This window comes from Nocardioides sp. BGA-UO-ETr-FS32, assembly GCF_059567905.1.
On sequence record NZ_JCAQOX010000017.1, the window covers coordinates 614,639 to 634,017 of the forward strand.

The following is a 19,379-nucleotide window of genomic DNA, read 5'->3' on the forward strand; positions in this document are numbered from 1 at the left end:
GGCTCAGGGGCCTCAGGCCGGGCGGTTCTCCTCGACCCAGGCGTCGATCCGCTCCCACCACCCGAACAACCAGTCGATGCGCTCCTCGCGGTCCGCGGGGATCTCCTCGCGCGAGACCCGCCACCAGCGCATGGTGATCTGCTTGTCCATCGGCAGCTCGCGCCAGAGGTCGCCGACGGTCAGCAGGTGGTCGAGCCCGGTGTGGGCCACCATCAGCACGTCGGCGTCGGGTGCGGCCTCGAGCGCTGCCAGTACGCCGCCCGGCCGGGGCGCCAGCACGTGCACCATCTCCTCGGCGCGCACGGCCATCCGGTCCAGGCCGAGCTTGTGGAGCCGGGCGATGGCCCGGTCGCGGCGCTGCGGGGTGAAGTTGCCGCCCTCGGGGAAGATCACGAAGGCGTCGTTGGCGTCGAGGCCCGTCGCCAGGGACGCGATCTGCGACTCGAGGTCCTCGCCCGCCGCCGGGTTCGGCGAGATGAACCGCGCCGGGACGCGGTTGAGGATCACGTCGATGGCCGGGTCCCAGGCGAGGGTGTTCTTGAGGACCACGCGCGGCTCGCGGTGGTACCAGTGCAGCAGGGCGTACATCAGCATGAACGAGTCACCCGGGCCGGCGTGGCGGCACATCACGATCACCGGCCCGTCCGCCACCCGCGACGGGTGGGGGCCGTCGGTGCGGATGCGCAGGGCCAGCACGCGCCGGGCCTCGCGGACGAAGACGATGAGCGTGCCCTGCACGAGGTCGTAGTGGATGCCCGCGAAGTACGGCGACCGGATCCGCCAGCCGAAGCCGCTCGCCAGCCACAGGCCGAGCAGGACCGCGAGCAGCAGGGTCTCCAGGGTGGCGTAGAGCAGCACCAGCCACAGCACGCGCAGCGCGCGCCAGCGGCCCGGCAGCACCGGCGCGAGCGCTGCCGCCACGAGCAGCCAGCCGGGGAGGGTCACCCACATCAGCGCCGTCAGCGCGACCACGGCCGGCGCCACGACCAGCCGGCGGAAGGCCCAGACGACGGGGTGGCTCATGGCCGGCCGAGGTGCTCGTCGAGGTAGGCCCGGGAGGAGGCGTACGTCGCGTCGATGCGGCCCTGCACGCCGGCGAAGTCCCTGTGCGCGCGCAGCGAGTCGTCGCGTGCCGAGGTGCCCGCGGCCGGGAGGACGTGCGCCTCGACGCCCGCGGGGATCGACGCCATCTCCCGCATGAAGCGGTGCCGCCGCGCGACCTCGAAGCTCACCCGGGCGACCTGCCACGGCCGCGTCGGCGCCTTCAGCGGCCGGTCGATGCGCCCGACCTGGAGCACGAAGATGCGCGTCGCGCCCAGCTCGACCGCGCGCCCGACCGGGATCGAGTTGACCAGGCCGCCGTCGAGGAAGTGCTCCCCGTCGACCTCGGCGGGCGGGAGGAGGCCGGGCACGGCGGCGCTGGCCAGGACCGCCGGGACGATCGGGCCACTGGTGAACCAGTGCTCGGCCGCGCGCTCGATGCTCGCCGCGCAGACCTCGAGGCGCACCGGGAGGTCCTCGAAGCGGGTCTCGCCGAACTCCTCCTCGAGGCGCGTGCGCAGCGGCTGGGAGGAGTAGATGTGGGTGCCGGTCGACACGGCGCGCCGGACCGTGCGCAGAGGGCGGTCGCCGTAGACGGCGCGGCTCTCGGCCGTCGCGATCCACAGCTCGGTGAGCCGCTCGACGACCCCGAGGTCGGGCTGGCGGGCCACCATCGCGCCGTTGAGGGCGCCCACGCTGGTGCCGAGGACCAGGTCCGGGACGAGGTCGCGCTCGAGCAGCGCGCGCAGCATGCCGACCTCGACGGCGCCGAGGACACCGCCGCCGCCGAGGACGAACGCGGTGACCATGGCGTCGACTCTAGGGCGCGGACCCTCGGTGGTGGCTCAGGCGAGCGCGGGGTGCTCGGCCCGTACGCGCCGGGTCGCGCGACGCTCGGCCCAGAAGGACAGCAGCGGGATCGTCCCGCACACGAGCGTCACCAGCGTGAACGGCAGGTCCCAGCCGGCGCGACGCGACAGCAGGAACGCGCTGAACAGGAAGATCATGTAGAGCCAGCCGTGCGCGACGCCGAGGTAGGTCGTGATCAGCTCGCCCACGTGCTGGGCGTCGGAGCCGGTGGCGACCCACGTCGGCGTGCTGTCGAAGACGCCCCACATCGGGGATCCGTCGAAGTTGGCCAGCGGGACGCCGACCAGGCAGAGCACCACGAGCAGGACGCCGACGATCGCGGCCATCACGCGGTAGGCGGTGAGGTTGCGGGACACGGCGCCCAAGGTATCCGGCGCCGCCTACCCGGCCGTCGGCGAGGGCAGCTGCCGGGCCGTGACGTCACGCCGCCAGCGCCACCAGATGAAGGCGGCGAAGGCACCGAAGACCCACCACTCCACCGCGTAGAGCAGGTTGCGGATCCCGGTCGTCCGGCTCGGCGTCGGCAGCGCCTCGAGCTCGGCCTCCTCCAGGCCCGGCGCGGGCTCCTGGCTGATCAGGTAGGCGGAGTAGAGGTCGACGTCGACGCGCTGCACGGCGTCGGCGACCCGGATCTCGGGGAAGACGTCGTCGCTGGGGTCGTCGTCGGTGACCAGGGTGCCCTCGGGTGCCTGGAGCCAGCCGGTGACGTCGGCCGCACCGCTCACGACGAGCAGGTCGGCGTCGGGCTGCGGCGCCCACCCGCGTACGACGAGGACGGCCGCGTCGCCGGTCTGCAGCGGGGCCACCGCCCAGTAGCCGGGCTCGTCCCCGCGGTCGCGGTCGGCGACCCAGAAGCCGCCGTCCAGCCACTCGCCGGCGACCTCGACGGGGCGCCCGAGGTCGGGGGCGGGGAACGGGTCGTCGTTGCCCATCACGTCACCCAGCGGCACGGGGGCGATCCCGGTGAGGTCGCGCGCCTCGGCCTCGCGCGACGCCTGCCAGGCGTCGTACTGCCACTTCCCGAGCATGCCCGCGATGCCGACCAGCACGAGCGCCAGGGCCGCCGCGCCGAGGTCGGTCAGCAGGCCGGGTCGGCGGGGCGCGGTCACGGGCTCGATTGTCCCAGCCGCTCCCAGCCGGCACTCGTGCAGGTGGGTGGAGCGCGCGGTCGACGAGCCTCGAAGCCCGTGAGCCGAGCTCACGCCTCGTCGGCGTCCGGCCGCTCGCCCTCGTCGGCGGCGCGGGAGGACCCCGTGCGCTCGCGGAACGACTCGGTGGCGAGGTAGTGCATCAGGGCTGCCTTGACCTCGTCGCCCTTGCTGCTCGGGCGTTGCTGCCCTCCGACGGCGTCACGAGCCTCACGCGCCGCTGCGGCCTTCTCGAATTCTTCATGACTGTTCACGGGTGCCACCTCCGTTGGGAGCTCCTGGGTCCAGCCTCTGCGTCCCCACCCGGGCGCACCAGAGGCGAAGGACCCTGAAAACGAGACCTGCCTGAAGCCGCTCAGGCGGAGGCGAGGGCGAGCTTGACCGCGAACCCGACGAACACCGCACCGACCGCGGAGGTCGCGCCCGCCGACAGCGCCTTGCGCCTGCGGAAGGCGGCCGCGAGGTGGGTGCCGCCGACGATCAGGATGCTGAGGTACGCCGCGCTGGCCAGCGTCGCCAGCGTGCCGAGCACGAGGAAGGACAGGACCGGGTGGGCGTACGCCGGGTCCACGAACTGCACGAAGAACGCGACGAAGAACAGGATCGCCTTGGGGTTGAGCAGGCTGATCACCAGGGCGCGACGGTACGGCCGCTCGCCGCGTGCCTGCGGCTCCACGCCGGCCTCGACGGCGGCGTCGGCGAGCTGGTCGGCGACGGGGACGCGCGAGCGCCACATCGCCCAGGCCGCGCGGAGCATGCCGATCGCGAGCCAGAGCAGGTACGACGCGCCGGCCCACTTCACGACGGCGAACGCGGCGGGGTTGGCCTGGAGCAGCGACGCCACGCCGGCCGCGGACAGCGTCATGAGGACCGCGTCGCCCGTCCACACGCCCGCCGCCCCGGCGTACCCGCTGCGGACCCCGCGTCGCGCGGCGACGGAGAGGACGTAGAGCGAGTTCGGGCCCGGCAGCAGGATGATCAGGACCAGGCCGACGAGGTAGGTCGGGAGGTCGGTGATGCCCAGCATGGGACCAGTGTGGGGCCGGGCCCTCTGCGCCGGGGACCGATTTCGAGGGGTGGGCCCGACGTCACGACCGGCCGGCTGTCGCCACCACCTCGCCGGTGAGCCCGTCGATCAGCTGGGTGCCCTCGGCAGCCGACTGGAGGGCGCGCAGCGCGATGGCTCGGCGGTCGAACGACTGCAGCTCCGCGCGGGGGTCCGGGTCGGCGAGGATCCAACGCCGCGCGGGTCGGGCACCGCGGGAGGGCCGCGCGGGTTCGGGGTCGCGGTCGACGGGTGCGACGTAGTCCCCGTGCAGTGCCTCGGCGAGCCGGGCCGCGCGCACGCGACCGATGCCGGGATGGCGACGAAGGCCCTCCGGTGCGGCTGCCGCGACCTCGGCGAGGGTGCCGTACGCGGCCAGCAGGCTGCGGGCCATCGTGGTGCTGATGCCGGGGACGACCGACAGCATGGCCTCGGCCTGCGCGGACGGATGGCGCGGTGCTCGACGGGGGCCGTGGGTGGGGGTCGTCGGCCCGGCGCGGCGGGCACGCTTGGCGAGCCGGATGATCCAGGCGGCGCTGTCGTCGGCGTCCAGGCTGTGCAGCACGGTGAAGCCGTCCTCGACGAGGCGGCACACCGCGCCGCGCCAGGCATCCTCGGCGATCCCCCGCGGTTCTCCCTCGACCAGGAGCACCGCTTGGGCGAAGGCCGACTGCAACCGGACCGCCTGGTCGAAGATCCGACCGTCGCGGATTGAGGCCCCCAGGTCCTCGGGGCCCTTGCGCTCGATCGCCAGGCCGGCTCCGAGGACGTAGTCGCCCACCGGCAGGTCGGTCAGCCGGACGTCGAGACCGGCGGCGGCGAGGGCTTCGGGGATCACGCTGTTGCGCTCGCGGTGGTCGACCAGGACCGGTCCCACGACCACGCCGACACCCCCGCCTGAGGGGCTGGCGACGGCGCTCAGCTGGCGTGCCCCTCGGGATCCTCCTCCGGCTCGAAGGTGCTCCCCTCGCCGTCGGAGCGGCCGATCTCTGCCCCGGGACCACCGGTCTCGGTCTCGGTCTCGGTCTCGTCCTCGGGCCGCTGGTCGGTGGGCTCGTCCTGATGGTTGCTCATGGTCATCTCCTTGCCTCGCTGACGCTGTACCCGTCCCGCGCACACGGATGCGCGCGGGTGGCACGGATCATCCGGGCAGGAGTCGGCCCGGCCACTGGTCCCACGGCGTCGGCGTCGCCCCGCGGTCGGCTTGCGCGACGATCTCGTGCGTCATCCAGGCGCGCAGCTCGCGCAGCTGAGGAGAGGACGTCAGGGTCAGCAGTCGGCCGTCCTCGCACAGCTCGTCTGCGCGCGCGACGGCACTCTGCAGCCGCACGATCAGCGCGCTGAGCTCGCGCGGCATCGCCATCTCCACGTCCACCGTCTCCTTCCCCTCCTCGCGTGCTCGCTCGGCGGTCCGACGGCCCACGACGCGGGCGTGCGCCGGTGAGACCAGCAGGTCGCGGATCTCGTGCGCGAGGGTCGTCGACTCCGGTCGTCCCTCGTCGGCGCCCAGCAGCTGCAGCTCCCGCACGAGCTCGTCGAGATGACGGTCCTGTTGCAGGCTGAGCTCGACCGGGCATCCGGCCAGCCGGACCAGGGTCCAGCCCGGCGGCAGCTCCTCGTCCAGCGAAGCGTCGGCGCGGGTGCCGGGTCGCTGTGGTTCGCGCAGCTCGCCGACCGCACCGGGCTCGACCAGACGTGCCCACACCCGCTTGCCCCGACGCGTCTCCTCGACACCCCACTCCGCGGCGAGGACCGCGACGATCGCCAGGCCCCGGCCGGTGGCCGGCAGGTCTGTCCAGTCGAGGGGGCCCTCCGCGACAGCCGGTGTCCGGACGTGCAGGGCGTCCGCACCGACCGGACCGTCGTCCTCGACGGCGACCCGCACTCCGGGAGCGTCGTCGCTCCGTTCCACCGTGACGTACATGAAGCGAGCACCCGCGTGCAGGGCCGCGTTGCCGGTCAGCTCGCTCGCCACCAGCTCGCCGTCCTCGACGTGACGCCCTTCGCCCCACGCGGTGAGCGCGTCGACGACGAACCGACGCGCGGCCGGAACACTGACCGGGTCCGCGGCGAGCTGCACCTGCAACCTTCCTGGCGCACCCTCCATACGACGTGAGGCTAGACCTTGCCCGGGCTCGGTGGCTTGAGTCGGCCCGCGGTGGGCGCCGCCCTGGGCTCGCGCCCCCCGTCCACGATGCAGAGCTGCGGCCCTCCGACAGCCCGGGGTGCTTGATTTCAAGGACGGCGGCGTGGCGTACGGCCGCAGTTCTTGACTGTCCATGCGAGGGCGATCAACCCGCTCCTCGCCCGAATGCGCGAAGATGGTGCATGCGGCGTCGGGTGGAGCATCCGATCCGCACACTGTCCGGTAGGGCCGCACTCACCTTGGGGAAGACATGTCGAGCTTTGACCAGCCGTCCGGCGAGACCGCCACGCCGATGAACGACCACGATGGGGACTCCCGTCAGAACCCCTCACGCATCCTGGAGATCGCAGCACGCACCGCCGACCAGCTCGTCGCAGACGCGAGGACGGAGGCCGAGTCGCTGGTGACGACCGCGCAGGCCACAGCCCAACAGATCGGCGAGGCCAGCCGCGACGAGGCCGCGCGGATGGCGGACGAGCTGTCCCGCACCAGGGCGGAGCAGACCGCGGAGCTCGAGAGCGAGCGGTCGACCGCGCTCGGTCAGCTGGCGGAGGAGAAGGCGAACCTCGAGTCGCAGATCGCCGCGCTCCGCGAGATGGAGGCCGACCAGCGCGAGCAGGTGCGACGCCTGCTCACCGAGCATCTCGCGCGACTCGACGAGCAGCGCCCGGTCGCACCGACCGACGGCTGAGGGTGTAGCCGCCCCGGCGGCACCCGCCGGCATCGGGCCGCACCCGCCAGAGCGGACGTGGTGGTGGAGCCTAGGGGACTCGAACCCCTAACCCCCTGCTTGCAAAGCAGGTGCGCTACCAATTGCGCCAAGGCCCCGTGAGCGCCAAGCGCTCGGTGGAGGAGAGCGTCAGGCCTTCTCGACGGTGTCGGTGGCCTCGGCCCAGAGGGCCTGCTCGTTCTTGCCCTCGTCCAGCTTCTTCTTCGCGAGCACCGCGCCCGCGGCGGCGAGGACGACCAGCAGGAGCTTCTTCATGGACTCTCCTCAGTGGCGGAGCGAAGGGTGGGACGAAGGTCTGGAGTGGGCCTAACAGGACTTGAACCTGTGACCTCTTCCTTATCAGGGAAGCGCTCTAACCGTCTGAGCTATAGGCCCGCACTCGCCGCAAGCGGCGACGCCGAAGATTACCTGACCGCGGTCAGGCGGTGCCAATCGGGGATCGACTCACTTCTCGTCCTCGGCGAGGGTCACCTCGATGCCGCCGAGCAGGGCGGCGGCGAGGTTGTAGAGGAACGCCGTCAGGGTGGCGATCGCGGTGATCAGGATGACGTCGAGCACGGACACCAGGAGCGTGAAGCCGAGCACCCGGGACATCCCGACGTAGTCGGTGACGTCGAAGGTCGAGTTGCCGCTGTCGCCCTCGACGATGCTCGCCACCGCGGAGTTGATCGAGTCCCACACGCCGGCCGCGCCGAGCACCGACCACACCATGAAGATCGCGACGAAGGTGACGACGCCGAAGGCGACGGAGAGCAGGAACGACGTCTTCATCACCGACCACGGGTCGATGCGGGTCAGCCGCAGGCGGGCGCGCCGGGGCTGGCGGCCCGGCACACGACGGGCGCGGCTGCCCCTCGCCTGACGCGGTCCGGCATTGGCGCGGTGCTCCTCAGCGGCGCTGGAGAACGTGTCCTGCAGCCGGTCGGTCAGGGACCGCTTGGCGGGCTCGTCCCCCGCCGTACGACGGGGAGCTGCGGTGCGTTCCGACATGGATCACTCACTCCTCGGTGGTGTCGGCAGGGGCGTCCTGACCGTCGATTGTTGCATCGTCGGCCACAACCGGCGATTCCTCGTCCTCCTCGGGCGCCTCGACCGAGCGTGCCACGACGGCGACGGTGTCGCCCTTCTTGGGCGTCACGAACTTCACGCCCTGGCTGTCACGGCCGGTGGCGCGGAAGTTGGCGTCGATGGGGCTGCGCACGACCTGACCACCGCTGGTGATGGACAGGACCGCGTCGCCCTCCTCCACGATGAACGCGCCGACCAGGCCGCCGCGGTCCTCGTTGCTGAGCTTGACCGCACGGATGCCGACACCGCCGCGGTTGGTGATGCGGTAGTCGGTGATCCGTGTCCGCTTGGCGTAGCCGCCGTCGGTGATCGTGAAGACGTACTGCTCCTTGACGTCGGGCAGGTCGCCGGGCGCGATGTCGGCCGGCGCCTCGCCCCCCTCGACGAGGCGGGCCTCGGCCGCCTCCTCGGCCGCGACCTGCGCTGCCCGGATCACCGAGAGGGAGAGCACGGAGTCGTCGTCGTGCTTGAACTTCATGCCCCGTACGCCGCCGGTGGCCCGGCCCATCGGGCGCAGCTGGTCGTCGCTGGCCTGGAAGCGGATCGCCTGGCCCTTGCGGGACACCAGCAGGATGTCGTCGTCGCCGTTGACCAGCTCGGCGCCGATCAGCTCGTCGTCGTCCTCGCGGAAGTTGATCGCGATGACGCCGGCCTGGCGCGGGCTGTTGTAGTCGCCCAGCTTGGTCTTCTTCACCAGGCCGTTGCGGGTGGCGAGCACCAGGTAGGGGGCCTGCTCGTAGTCGCGGATCGCCAGCACCTGCGCGATGTCCTCGTCGGGCTGGAAGCTCAGCAGGCCGGCGACGTGGCCGCCCTTCGCGTCGCGCGCAGCCTCGGGCAGGTTGTAGGCCTTGGTGCGGTAGACGCGACCTGCCGTGGTGAAGAACAGCAGCCAGTGGTGATTGGTGGTCGCGATGAAGTGCTGGACGACGTCGTCACCGCGCAGCGTGGCACCGCGTACGCCCTTGCCGCCGCGCTTCTGCAGGCGGTACTGGTCGGCGCGGGTCCGCTTGGCGTAGCCACCGCGGGTGATGGAGACGACCAGGTCCTCGTCGGGGATCAGGTCCTCCATGGAGAGGTCGCCGTCGGCGGCGATGATCTGCGAGCGCCGGTCGTTGCCGTACTTGTCGACGATCTCGGTGAGCTCGTCGGCCACGATCTGCCGCTGGCGGGCCTCGTTGGCGAGGATGTCCTCGAGGTCGGCGATGACGCGCTCGAGCTCGGCGAGGCGGTCCATGATCTTCTGGCGCTCGAGGGCGGCGAGGCGACGCAGCTGCATCTCGAGGATCGCGTTGGCCTGGATCTCGTCGATCTCCAGGAGGTCGATGAGGCCGGTGCGGGCCTCCTCGACGTCGGGGCTGCGGCGGATCAGCGCGATGACCTCGTCGAGCGCGTCGAGCGCCTTGGCGAGTCCGCGGTAGATGTGGGCCTGGCGCTCGGCCTCCGCGAGGCGGAAGCGCGTACGCCGCTGGATGACCTCGATCTGGTGGGTCACCCAGTGGGAGATGAACTGGTCGATCGGCAGCGTGCGCGGCACCCCGTCGACCAGCGCCAGCATGTTGGCCGAGAAGTTGGTCTGCAGCTCGGTGTGCTTGAACAGGTTGTTGAGCACGACGCGGGCGACGGCGTCGCGCTTGAGGATGATGACCAGCCGCTGGCCGGTGCGGGAGCTGGTGTCGTCGCGGACGTCGGAGATGCCCTGGATCTTGCCGGAGTCGGCGAGCTCGGCGATCTTCAGCGCGAGGTTGTCCGGGTTGACCATGTAGGGGAGCTCGCTGATGACCAGCATGACGCGGCCCTTGGCGTCCTCGTCGATCTCGACCACCGCGCGCTGGGTGATCGAGCCGCGCCCGGTGCGGTAGGCCTGCTCGATGCCCTGGCGGCCCACGATGAGCGCGCCGTTGGGGAAGTCGGGGCCCTTGATCCGCTCGACGAGGGCGTCCTGCAGCTCTTCCTTGGTGGCGTCGGGGTGCTCGAGCGCCCACACGGCGCCCTCGGCGACCTCGCGCAGGTTGTGCGGCGGGATGCTGGTCGCCATGCCGACCGCGATGCCGGCCGAGCCGTTGACCAGCAGGTTGGGGAACCGCGACGGCAGGATGGTCGGCTCCTGCGAGCGACCGTCGTAGTTGGGACGGAAGTCGACGGTGTCCTCGTCGATGTCGCGCACCATCTCCATCGCCAGCGGCGCCATGCGGCACTCGGTGTAACGCATGGCGGCGGCGGAGTCGTTGCCCGGCGAGCCGAAGTTGCCCTGGCCGTTGATCAGCGGCGCGCGCAGCACCCACGGCTGCGCGAGGCGGACCATGGTGTCGTAGATCGCGGAGTCGCCGTGGGGGTGGTACTGACCCATCACGTCACCGACGACGCGCGAGCACTTCGAGAAGCCGCGGTCGGGTCGGTAGCCGCCGTCGTACATCGCGTAGAGGATGCGGCGGTGCACCGGCTTGAGCCCGTCGCGTACGTCGGGCAGCGCGCGCCCGACGATGACGGTCATCGCGTAGTCGATGTAGGACTGCTGCATGAGCGTCTGCAGCTCGATCGGCTGGATGCGGTCGTCGCCGTAGCCGAAGCCGCCTGCTCCCGTGCCGGTGGGGGTCTCAGTCATGTCTGTCTTTCTCCTGCGTTCTATCGATGTCTAGGGCTGGTCGTAGATGCGGCTAGCGACCTAGATATCGAGGAAGCGGACGTCCTTGGCGTTGCGCTGGATGAAGGAGCGGCGCTGCTCGACGTCCTCGCCCATGAGGATCGAGAAGATTTCGTCGGCTTGGGCGGCGTCCTCGAGCGTGACCTGCTTCATCAGGCGGCCGTCGGGGTCCATCGTGGTCTCCCACAGCTCGTCGGCGTTCATCTCGCCGAGGCCCTTGTAGCGCTGGACCGGGTTCTCCTTGGGGAGCTTCTTGCCCTGGGCCTGGCCGTCGGCGAGCAGCGCGTCGCGCTCGGCGTCGGAGTAGACGAACTCGTGCTCGGCGGGCTTGTTCCAGCGCAGGCGGTAGAGCGGCGGCTGGGCCATGTAGACGTAGCCGTGCTCGATGAGCGGCTTCATGAAGCGGAACAGCAGCGTCAGCAGCAGGGTGTTGATGTGGTGGCCGTCGACGTCGGCGTCGGCCATCATCACGACCTTGTGGTAGCGCAGCTTCTCGAGGTTGAACTCCTCGTGGATGCCGGTGCCGAGCGCGGAGATGATCGCCTGGACCTCGGAGTTGGCGAGCACCTTGTCGATGCGGGCCTTCTCGACGTTGAGGATCTTGCCGCGGATCGGGAGGATCGCCTGGATGCGCGGGTCGCGGCCCTGGCGTGCCGAGCCGCCGGCCGAGTCGCCCTCGACGATGAAGACCTCGCACTCGGCGGGGTTGGTCGACTGGCAGTCGCTGAGCTTGCCGGGCAGGCCGCCGCCGCCGAGGAGGCCCTTGCGGTTGCGGGCCAGCTCACGGGCCTTGCGTGCCGCGATCCGGGCGCTCGCCGCGGCCTGCGACTTGCGGACGATCTCGCGGCCCTCGGCCGGGTTCTGCTCGAGCCAGGCGCCGAGCTGGTCGTTCATGATCCGCTGGGTGAAGCCCTTGGCCTCGGTGTTGCCGAGCTTGGTCTTGGTCTGGCCCTCGAACTGCGGCTCGCTGAGCTTGATCGAGATGATCGCGGTCAGGCCCTCGCGGATGTCGTCGCCCGAGACGCGGTCCTCCTTCTTCTTGATCAGGCCCCACTCCTCGCCCCAGTTGTTGACCAGGGAGGTGAGTGCGGCGCGGAAGCCCTCCTCGTGGGTGCCGCCCTCGTGGGTGTTGATGTTGTTGGCGAAGGTGTGGACCGACTCCGTGTAGGAGGTGTTCCACTGCATCGCGACCTCGAGGCTCATGTGCTGCCCGGAGGCGCCCTCGGCGGTCTCGGCCTCGAAGGAGATGACGGTCGGGTTGGCCGCGGTCTTGCGACGGTTGAGGTGCTCGACGTAGTCGACGAGGCCGCGGTCGTACCTGAAGACCTGCTCGAGGCCGCCGGTCTCGGCGCGCTTGATCGCGTCGTGGCCGGCGTTGTCGACCTCGTCGTCGACGGTGTCGTCCTGGACGGCGTCGACGCGCGACTCGGCATCGGGGCGCTCGTCGCGCACGACGAACTCGACGCCCTTGTTGAGGAAGGCCATCTCGCGCAGCCGCGAGGTGATGGTCTCGAGGTTGTAGTTGGTGTGCTCGAAGATCTCCTCCGAGGCGTACCAGGTGACGGTGGTGCCGGTCTGCTCGCCGTCCTCCATCGGGCGCACCTGCTCGAGGTCGGCGTCGGGCACGCCGAGCTGGAAGGTCTGGCGCCACAGGTGGCCGCGGTTCTTGACCTCGGCGACGAGCCGGGTGGAGAGCGCGTTGACCACGGACACGCCGACGCCGTGGAGGCCGCCGGAGACCTTGTACCCGCCGCCGCCGAACTTGCCGCCGGCGTGGAGCATGGTCAGCGCCATCGTGAGCGCGGGCATCTCCTGACCGGGGGCGGTGTCGGTGGGGATGCCACGGCCGTTGTCCTCGACGCGCAAGCCGCCGTCGGCCTGGAGGGTGAGCACGATCCTGGTCGCGTAGCCGGCCAGCGCCTCGTCGACGCCGTTGTCCACGATCTCCCAGATCAGGTGGTGCAGGCCCCGCTCGCCGGTGGAGCCGATGTACATGCCGGGGCGCTTGCGGACGGCCTCGAGGCCCTCGAGGACCTGGATCGCGGAGGCGTCGTACTCGACGCTGCCGTCGACGGCGGTGGTGGAGCGCTTCTCCTCCACGGCCTCGACCGCCTCCTCGACCGCCGCGGCGAGAGCCTCGGCGCGCTCGCTCTCGCTGGGCGCCCCGTCGGAGGGAGGTGCGGGCTGTGGAGTGGGGTCAGAATCGGGGGTGGTGGCCGGGGTGGACTCGTGATTCTGTTCGCTCAAGGCACAGCCTTCTGCTCGTCGCCGCGGATCTCGTCCGAGGGCGTTCGACATGAGTCGAGTCGCTGCGGTTGCGCCTGCAACACGACGTGCGACTCGTACGCTCATATTACCCGTCAGGCGCTCTGAACCGAAGTACCCGCCCCGGGTTGGGGAGGGATCCGCTCGAAAAAGTGCCCGTAGCAGCCCCGTGGGAGCCGTTCAGCCGGTCGAACAGGGGGTTCGGTGGGGCCCCATGTGGTCGTGCGGCTCCCAGATCGGCAGAACGAGGCTCTCGCGCGATCAGCCGTAGGTGTCGCGCGGGCCGCGGCCGTCGCGGCTCGAGAGGCGTCCCTTGGTCCAGCTCGGCAGGTGCGGTCCGAGCACCTCGATCACCGTGACGGTGCCGTGCCCGAGGTCCTCGTTGAGCCGGCGCACGATGCTCGGTGCGAGCAGCTTGAGCTGGGTGGCCCAGGCCGTGGAGTCGGTGCGGACGACGAGCCGCCCGTCGTCGAACGACTCCGGCGTGCAGTGGTCCGCGACCTCGGAACCGACGAGCTCGGCCCAGCGGCCGAAGACGCCCTGCACGCGGAGGTCGACCTCCCAGCCGTGGTTGGCGATCAGCCGGCCCATCGCCTGCTCGAGCAGCTGGGGGTCGCGGTCGTCCGGTCGGGCGCCGGACGACGTGGTGAAGGTCCGCCGGCGGAAGGAGGACGTACGCCGCCGCGCGGGTGCCGAGCCCGGGTTGGCCGCCGCGGCGCGGGCGGCCGCGCGCGCGAGGTCGAGGCCGTCGGGGCGGTGCTCCTCGGCAGCGACCTCGGGGGTGCTCTCGTCGGAGCCGGCCTCGTCGGTCGCGGGCCCGTCGGGGCCCGGCTGCTCATCCGTCACGGGTCACCGTCCCGTCCGCGACGAGGAAGCGCACGCCCTGGAGCGACGCGGGCACGTCCGCGGCGACCGCGGCCGTGACGAGGACCTGCTCGGCGCCCGCCACGAGCTGGGCGAGCTGGTTGCGGCGCTCGGCGTCGAGCTCGGCGAAGACGTCGTCGAGCACGAGGATCGGGTCGTCGCCGTCGGCGCGCAGCAGGTCGTACGACGCCAGGCGCAACGCCAGCGCGAACGACCACGACTCCCCGTGGGAGGCGTACCCCTTGACGGGCAGGCGCAGCTGGGGGTCGCCGAGGGTGAGCACGAGCTCGTCGCGGTGCGGACCGATGAGGGAGATGCCGCGGTCGAGCTCCTCCTTGCGACGAGAGGCGATCGCGTCGAGCAGCGCCTGCTGGAGGTCCTCGGCCAGCTCCACGCTGGCCTTGTACTCGAGGTCGGCGTCGTCACGGCTCGCGCCGCGGGCCACCGCCTCGTAGGCCTTGCCGAGGTAGGGCCGCAGGTCCTCGACGAGCTGCAGCCGGGCACCCAGGATCTCCGCCCCGACGCGGGCCAGGTTGTCGTCCCAGATCTCCAGCGTGGCCATCGCCGCGTCGCGCGAGGAGCCGCGGGCGAGTCCGGCGGTCTTGAGCAGGCTGTTGCGCTGCCTGAGGATCCGGTCGTAGTCGGACCGGACGCCCGCGAGGCGTGGCGTACGGAGCATGAGCAGGTCGTCGAGGAACTTCCTGCGGTCGGAGGGATCGCCCTTGACCAGGGTGAGGTCGTCGGGCGCGAAGACCACGGTCCGCACCAGGCCGATGATCTCGCGCGGTCGGGGGAGGGGCGAGCGGTTGATCCGCGCACGGTTGGCGCGTCCGGGGTTGAGCTCGACCTCGAGGAGCGCCGTACGCCCCTCCTTGACCACCGACGCGCGCACGATCGCCTGGTCGGCGCCCGCCCGCACCAGCGGCGCGTCGGTCGCGACCCGGTGGGAGGAGAGCCGCGAGAGGTAGTCGATCGCCTCGACGAGGTTGGTCTTGCCCTGCCCGTTGCGTCCGATGAACGCCGTCGCCCCCGGCTCCAGGGCGACGTCGATGTCGCCGTAGGAACGGAAGTCGTGGAGGCTCAGGTGGGCGACGTGCAACGGGTCAGGCCTAGCTCTCGCCGGTCTCCCGGTCGCTGCCGGCGCCGGCCTTCTGCGCGGACTCGGACTGCTCGGCACCGGTGGCGCCCTCGGCGTCGCCGCCCTTGGGCGCGGAGGAGCGCACCGCGTGGCCGCCGAACTGGTTGCGCATCGCGGCGATCGCCTTCATCGTCGGCGCGTCGTCCTGGCGGGAGACGAAGCGGGCGTAGAGCGCCGCGGTGATCGCCGGGGTGGCCACGGCGTTCTCGATGCCGGCCTCGACGGTCCAGCGGCCCTCGCCGGAGTCCTCGGCGTAGCCGGCGACCTGGCTGAGCCCCGGGTCCTCGTCGAGGGCGTTGACCATCAGGTCGAGCAGCCACGAGCGGATGACGGTGCCCTCGCGCCACGAGCGGAACACCTCGGTGACGTTGTCGGTGAGCTCGGCCTTCTCCAGCAGCTCCCAGCCCTCGGCGTACGCCTGCATGATCGCGTACTCGATGCCGTTGTGGACCATCTTGGAGAAGTGCCCGGCGCCGACCTTGCCGGCGTGCACGGACCCGAACTCGCCCTCGGGCTTGAGGGCGTCGAATGCCGGCTGCACCTTGGCGATGTCGTCGGCGTCGCCGCCGTACATCAGGGCGTAGCCGTTCTCGAGGCCCCACACGCCGCCGGAGACCCCGCAGTCGACGTAGCCGATGCCCTTGCCGGCGAGCAGCTCGGCGTTGGCGAGGTCGTCGGTCCAGCGCGAGTTGCCGCCATCGACGACCACGTCGCCCTCGCCGAGCAGGTCGGCCAGCTCCGCCACGGTGGCCCGGGTCGGGTCGCCGGCGGGCACCATGACCCACACGACCTTGGGGCTGGGGAGTGCCTCGACCAACGCGGCGAGCGAGTCGACGTCGCTGACGTCGGGGTTGCGGTCGTAGCCCACGACCGTGAGTCCCGCGCGGCGCATGCGCTCACGCATGTTGCCGCCCATCTTGCCGAGTCCGATGAGTCCGATGTCCATGTCCGGAGCCTAGCCGTGCACGAGGAACGAGTGCACGGCGTGGCGGAGGAGGTCGAGTGGCACCGCGAGTGAGGGACGAGCTCGCGACGTGCTGTATCGAGACCCGGTTGATCGCAAGGTCTCGATACGCCACTCGTTCCTCGCGGCTACGCGACCACCGATCAGGACAGCAGGCGGCGGGGCATCAGCAGGTAGCGGAAGGAGCTCGCGTCGTCGTCCGCGGCGTCGGTGCCGGAGATGACCACCGGCTTGGTCGCCTGGGTGAAGGACAGGTCGACGAACTCGCCGTCGATGGCGGTGAGGCCGTCGAGGAGGAACTGCGGGTTGAAGCCGGTCGTCAGCTCGTCGCCGTTGATCTCGGCGTCGACGGCCTCGGTCGCCATGGCCTCGTCGCCGGAGCCGGCGTCGAGCACGATCTGGTTCTCGCCGAACTTCATCTGCACGGCCGTGTTGCGCTCGGCGACGAGCGCGACGCGCTTGACGGTCTCGATGAGCTCGGCCTTGTTGACCTTGGCCACCGTGAGGTGCTCGGCGGGGAAGAGCGAGCGGACCTTGGGGAACTCGCCGTCGAGGAGGCGGGTCGTGGTGCGGCGTACGCCACCGAGACCGGTGCCCTCGAAGCCGATGAGGCCCTCGCCGGTACCGCTGGTGCTCAGCGCAATCGTGACCTCGGCACCGGAGGTGAGCGACTTGGCGGTGTCGCCGAGCACCTTGGCCGGCACGAGGGCGGCCACCGACACGTCGGGGGACTGCGGGTTCCAGGTCAGCTCGCGGTGGGAGAGCCGGAAGCGGTCCGTGGCGAGCAGCGCCATCGTGGACCCGTCGATCTCGATCCGTACCCCGGTGAGGACCGGCAGCATGTCGTCGCGGCCCGCGGCGGTGACCGCCTGGGCGACGGCGTGCGCGAAGTCGGCGCTGGAGACCGTCCCGGTGGCGGACGGCATCTCGGGCAGCGTCGGGTAGTCCGAGACCGGCATGGTCTGGAGGCTGAAGCGTGCGGACCCGCAGGTGAGGGAGACGCGCGGGCCCTCGAGGGTCAGCTCCACCGGCTTGGCGGGCAGGCTGCGGCAGATGTCGGCGAGCAGGCGGCCGCTGACCAGGGCACGGCCCTCGTCGTTGACCTCGGCGGAGAGGGTGGCGCGCGCGGACGTCTCGTAGTCGAAGGTGGAGAGCACCAGACCGGCGTCGCTCGCCTCGATCAGCAGGCCGGCCAGGACCGGGGAGCTGGGACGGACGGGCAGGCTGCGGGCAGCCCAGGCAACGGCATCGGCGAAGACGTCGCGTTCGACGCGGAACTTCACAAGGGTCTCCTCGACGAGGGGTGGGGCGAGCGACTGGTGGGCAGAGGCTCAGGCAGACAAGGACCACACGTGTACGCGTGGGAAGTGCATCCTGCCACGCGCCGGCTCGGCTTCGGCAGGGTTCTCCCCAGAGGGAGGTCGGTCAGACGTTGGTGGGAGATCGGACCAGTCTTGAGGTTCACAGTCGTCGTAGGGTCCGTGGAAACTGTGGATGACGGGCATTCGTGCAGGTCAGGGCCCGAAACCCTTGTGGATGGGGGTTGTGGAGGCAGTCGGACGGCCAGGCGTTCGGTGTGGACGCAGCCGGACGACGTGTGGTTCGTCCCGAGGTGTCCACAGGGGCTGGGGACGAAGCGCCGGACCGAACCACAAGTTCTCCACACGCGGCACCGGCCGCCGTACGGCGCGGACAGGTCGCCCGAGTCCGTCAGGCCTGGCGGGCCTGCATCTTGACGCGGTTGGTGAGCTCGCTGACCTGGTTGAAGACCGCGCGGCGCTCGGCGAGGAGCTGGCGGATCTTGCGGTCGGCGTACATCACGGTCGTGTGGTCGCGGCCGCCGAACTCGCGGCCGATCTGCGGCAGCGACATCGAGGTCAGCTCGCGGCAGAGGTACATGCCGATCTGGCGCGCCATCACCAGGTGCCTGCCCCGTGAGGGTCCGGTGAGGTCCTCGAGCGAGACGCCGAAGTAGGCGGCCGTCTGGGCGATGATCAGCGCGTGGGTGATCTCCGGCTCGCCACCCTCGGGGATCAGGTCCTTGAGGACGATCTCGGCCAGGGTCATGTCGACCTCCTGGCGGTTGAGGTTGGCGAAGGCGGTGACCCGGATCAGCGCGCCCTCGAGCTCGCGGATGTTGGTCTGGATCTTGGAGGCGATGAACTCCAGCACGTCCGGCGGCGCCGTCAACCGGTCCATCGCGGCCTTCTTGCGCAGGATCGCGATGCGGGTCTCGAGGTCCGGCGGCTGGACGTCGGTGATCAGGCCCCACTCGAACCTGTTGCGCAGTCGGTCCTCCAGCGCCTCGAGGCGCTTGGGCGCGCGGTCGGAGGTGAGGACGATCTGCTTGTTGGCGTTGTGGAGGGTGTTGAACGTGTGGAAGAACTCCTCCTGCGTCTGGGTCTTGCCCTCGAGGAACTGGATGTCGTCGATGAGCAGGACGTCGACGTCGCGGTAGCGCCGCTTGAACCGGTCCTGGCGGTCGTCGCGGATCGCGTTGATGAACTCGTTGGTGAACTCTTCGCTGGAGACGTAGCGCACCTTGGCGTTGCTGTAGAGGCTGCGTACGTAGTGGCCGATCGCGTGGAGCAGGTGCGTCTTGCCCAGGCCGGACTCGCCGTAGACGAGGAGCGGGTTGTAGGCCTTGCCGGGAGCCTCGGCCACGGCCACGGCCGCCGCGTGCGGGAACCGGTTGGAGGAGCCGATGACGAAGGTCTCGAAGGTGTACTTGGGGTTCAGCCGGGTCTCCAGCGCGGAGGGCCGACGCTCGCCGGAGGCCGGTGCCGGCTCGAAGTGGTCCACCTGCTCCGGGACCGACGCCTCGTAGGGCTGGTGGTCATTTGTCGACATGGCGACAGATCGATCTGTCGATTCGTCGACCGGAGTGGGTGCGGCGTCCTCGAGGGCGGGGTTGACCGTGACGAGCATGCGGATCTCGCGGCCGAATCCCTCGCTCAGCGCGTCCTCGATGTGGTTGCGGAGCCGGCCCTCGAGCTGGTTGCGGGTGAAGTCGTTGGGGACGGCGATGATCGCGGTGTTCTCGTGCAGCGTCATCGGGACGCTGGGCCTCAGCCAGGCGCGCTGGTTGGGCTGGAGGTCCGCGACGATCTGCTGCCACGCCGTCCCGAGATCTACCTGCTGGTCGTCCACCGGACCGCCTTCACTTCCACCGTGTCGTCGTGCCAGTCGTGCCTGCCGCACCTCGCCGGGCACCTGGATCCGTGCCCGTCCCGGTCGAGCGGGTGTGTTCTGCGCGACCCTGACCGGTTGTGCTTCCACAGAGTTGTCCACAAGCTGTGCACTGTTTGTCCCGGCCGGGGTGGCCGAGCTCTCCGCGCTGCGCCGGTCTGTGATCTTCCCAGCGTTTCCGCAGGTCAGAGGCCTGTTCAGGGGCCGTGGGACCCGGATCACAGCAAGCCGTGGACCTGGGGAGCACCGTCGTCCGACGCGACCGCGAAG

Annotated in this window: 19 protein-coding genes and 2 tRNA genes; 1 reads left to right on the forward strand and 20 read right to left on the reverse strand. The window is 70.9% G+C overall.

Translation table 11 applies throughout. The features are described from left to right. Window positions 1-12: 12 nt before the first annotated feature. From AC57BS_RS23135 to AC57BS_RS23175, 9 genes are all read right to left on the reverse strand, one after another. On the reverse strand, window positions 13-1,023 hold the full coding sequence (locus AC57BS_RS23135; protein ID WP_496413797.1) for a lysophospholipid acyltransferase family protein: 1,011 nt from the start codon (window positions 1,021-1,023) through the stop codon (window positions 13-15). Continuing rightward, window positions 1,020-1,850, reverse strand: coding sequence for a patatin-like phospholipase family protein (locus AC57BS_RS23140; protein WP_496413798.1), 831 nt, complete (start codon window positions 1,848-1,850; stop codon window positions 1,020-1,022). The genes AC57BS_RS23135 and AC57BS_RS23140 overlap by 4 nt, the downstream gene beginning before the upstream one ends. Window positions 1,851-1,886: 36 nt before the next feature. Continuing rightward, entirely contained in the window at window positions 1,887-2,267 is a 381-nt protein-coding gene (locus tag AC57BS_RS23145; protein ID WP_496413799.1) for a DUF3817 domain-containing protein, read from the reverse strand. Window positions 2,268-2,291: 24 nt separating this feature from the next. Further along, entirely contained in the window at window positions 2,292-3,020 is a 729-nt protein-coding gene (locus AC57BS_RS23150; protein WP_496413800.1) for an SURF1 family protein, read from the reverse strand. An 89-nt stretch (window positions 3,021-3,109) separates the two neighbouring features. Continuing rightward, entirely contained in the window at window positions 3,110-3,313 is a 204-nt protein-coding gene (locus AC57BS_RS23155; RefSeq protein ID WP_496413801.1) for a hypothetical protein, read from the reverse strand. 101 nt (window positions 3,314-3,414) lie between these two features. Then, window positions 3,415-4,086, reverse strand: coding sequence for a leucine efflux protein LeuE (gene leuE / locus AC57BS_RS23160; RefSeq protein ID WP_496413802.1), 672 nt, complete (start codon window positions 4,084-4,086; stop codon window positions 3,415-3,417). A gap of 61 nt (window positions 4,087-4,147) precedes the next feature. Further along, window positions 4,148-4,987, reverse strand: a complete 840-nt coding sequence (locus AC57BS_RS23165) for an ERCC4 domain-containing protein (RefSeq protein ID WP_496413803.1) — start codon at window positions 4,985-4,987, stop codon at window positions 4,148-4,150. 35 nt (window positions 4,988-5,022) lie between these two features. Continuing rightward, window positions 5,023-5,178 carry a hypothetical protein gene (locus AC57BS_RS23170; protein WP_496413804.1) on the reverse strand — a complete coding sequence of 52 codons (156 nt, stop codon included), beginning with the start codon at window positions 5,176-5,178 and terminating at the stop codon, window positions 5,023-5,025. Between the two features lie 67 nt (window positions 5,179-5,245). Next, window positions 5,246-6,184, reverse strand: a complete 939-nt coding sequence (locus tag AC57BS_RS23175) for an ATP-binding protein (protein WP_496413805.1) — start codon at window positions 6,182-6,184, stop codon at window positions 5,246-5,248. A 316-nt stretch (window positions 6,185-6,500) separates the two neighbouring features. Between AC57BS_RS23175 and AC57BS_RS23180 the strand changes: the two genes are divergently transcribed. After that, complete coding sequence (locus AC57BS_RS23180) at window positions 6,501-6,941, forward strand: F0F1 ATP synthase subunit B family protein (protein WP_496413806.1); 441 nt, start codon at window positions 6,501-6,503, stop codon at window positions 6,939-6,941. Window positions 6,942-7,002: 61 nt separating this feature from the next. Here AC57BS_RS23180 and AC57BS_RS23185 read toward each other — a convergent pair. From AC57BS_RS23185 to dnaA, 11 genes are all read right to left on the reverse strand, one after another. Next, a tRNA-Ala gene (locus AC57BS_RS23185) sits at window positions 7,003-7,078 on the reverse strand. A 31-nt stretch (window positions 7,079-7,109) separates the two neighbouring features. Next, on the reverse strand, window positions 7,110-7,235 hold the full coding sequence (locus AC57BS_RS23190; RefSeq protein WP_210428882.1) for a DLW-39 family protein: 126 nt from the start codon (window positions 7,233-7,235) through the stop codon (window positions 7,110-7,112). Between the two features lie 46 nt (window positions 7,236-7,281). Beyond that, a tRNA-Ile gene (locus tag AC57BS_RS23195) sits at window positions 7,282-7,355 on the reverse strand. Between the two features lie 69 nt (window positions 7,356-7,424). After that, on the reverse strand, window positions 7,425-7,970 hold the full coding sequence (locus AC57BS_RS23200) for a DUF3566 domain-containing protein (protein WP_496413807.1): 546 nt from the start codon (window positions 7,968-7,970) through the stop codon (window positions 7,425-7,427). A gap of 7 nt (window positions 7,971-7,977) precedes the next feature. Next, on the reverse strand, window positions 7,978-10,650 hold the full coding sequence (gene gyrA, locus AC57BS_RS23205) for a DNA gyrase subunit A (RefSeq protein ID WP_496413808.1): 2,673 nt from the start codon (window positions 10,648-10,650) through the stop codon (window positions 7,978-7,980). 60 nt (window positions 10,651-10,710) lie between these two features. Next, on the reverse strand, window positions 10,711-12,789 hold the full coding sequence (gene gyrB, locus AC57BS_RS23210; RefSeq protein WP_496414223.1) for a DNA topoisomerase (ATP-hydrolyzing) subunit B: 2,079 nt from the start codon (window positions 12,787-12,789) through the stop codon (window positions 10,711-10,713). A 426-nt stretch (window positions 12,790-13,215) separates the two neighbouring features. Continuing rightward, the gene (locus AC57BS_RS23215) at window positions 13,216-13,800 is read right to left on the reverse strand and encodes a DciA family protein (protein ID WP_496413809.1); all 585 of its coding nucleotides are present in this window, start codon (window positions 13,798-13,800) and stop codon (window positions 13,216-13,218) included. Continuing rightward, entirely contained in the window at window positions 13,790-14,917 is a 1,128-nt protein-coding gene (gene recF, locus AC57BS_RS23220) for a DNA replication/repair protein RecF (RefSeq protein ID WP_496413810.1), read from the reverse strand. Before recF ends, AC57BS_RS23215 begins: the two co-directional genes overlap by 11 nt. A gap of 10 nt (window positions 14,918-14,927) precedes the next feature. Further along, window positions 14,928-15,902 carry a phosphogluconate dehydrogenase (NAD(+)-dependent, decarboxylating) gene (gnd, locus tag AC57BS_RS23225; protein WP_129455869.1) on the reverse strand — a complete coding sequence of 325 codons (975 nt, stop codon included), beginning with the start codon at window positions 15,900-15,902 and terminating at the stop codon, window positions 14,928-14,930. A 161-nt stretch (window positions 15,903-16,063) separates the two neighbouring features. After that, on the reverse strand, window positions 16,064-17,203 hold the full coding sequence (gene dnaN, locus AC57BS_RS23230; RefSeq protein ID WP_496413811.1) for a DNA polymerase III subunit beta: 1,140 nt from the start codon (window positions 17,201-17,203) through the stop codon (window positions 16,064-16,066). 427 nt (window positions 17,204-17,630) lie between these two features. Continuing rightward, a complete protein-coding gene (dnaA, locus tag AC57BS_RS23235) occupies window positions 17,631-19,121 on the reverse strand; it encodes a chromosomal replication initiator protein DnaA (RefSeq protein WP_496414224.1) in 1,491 nt (496 codons plus the stop codon). Window positions 19,122-19,379: the final 258 nt, after the last annotated feature.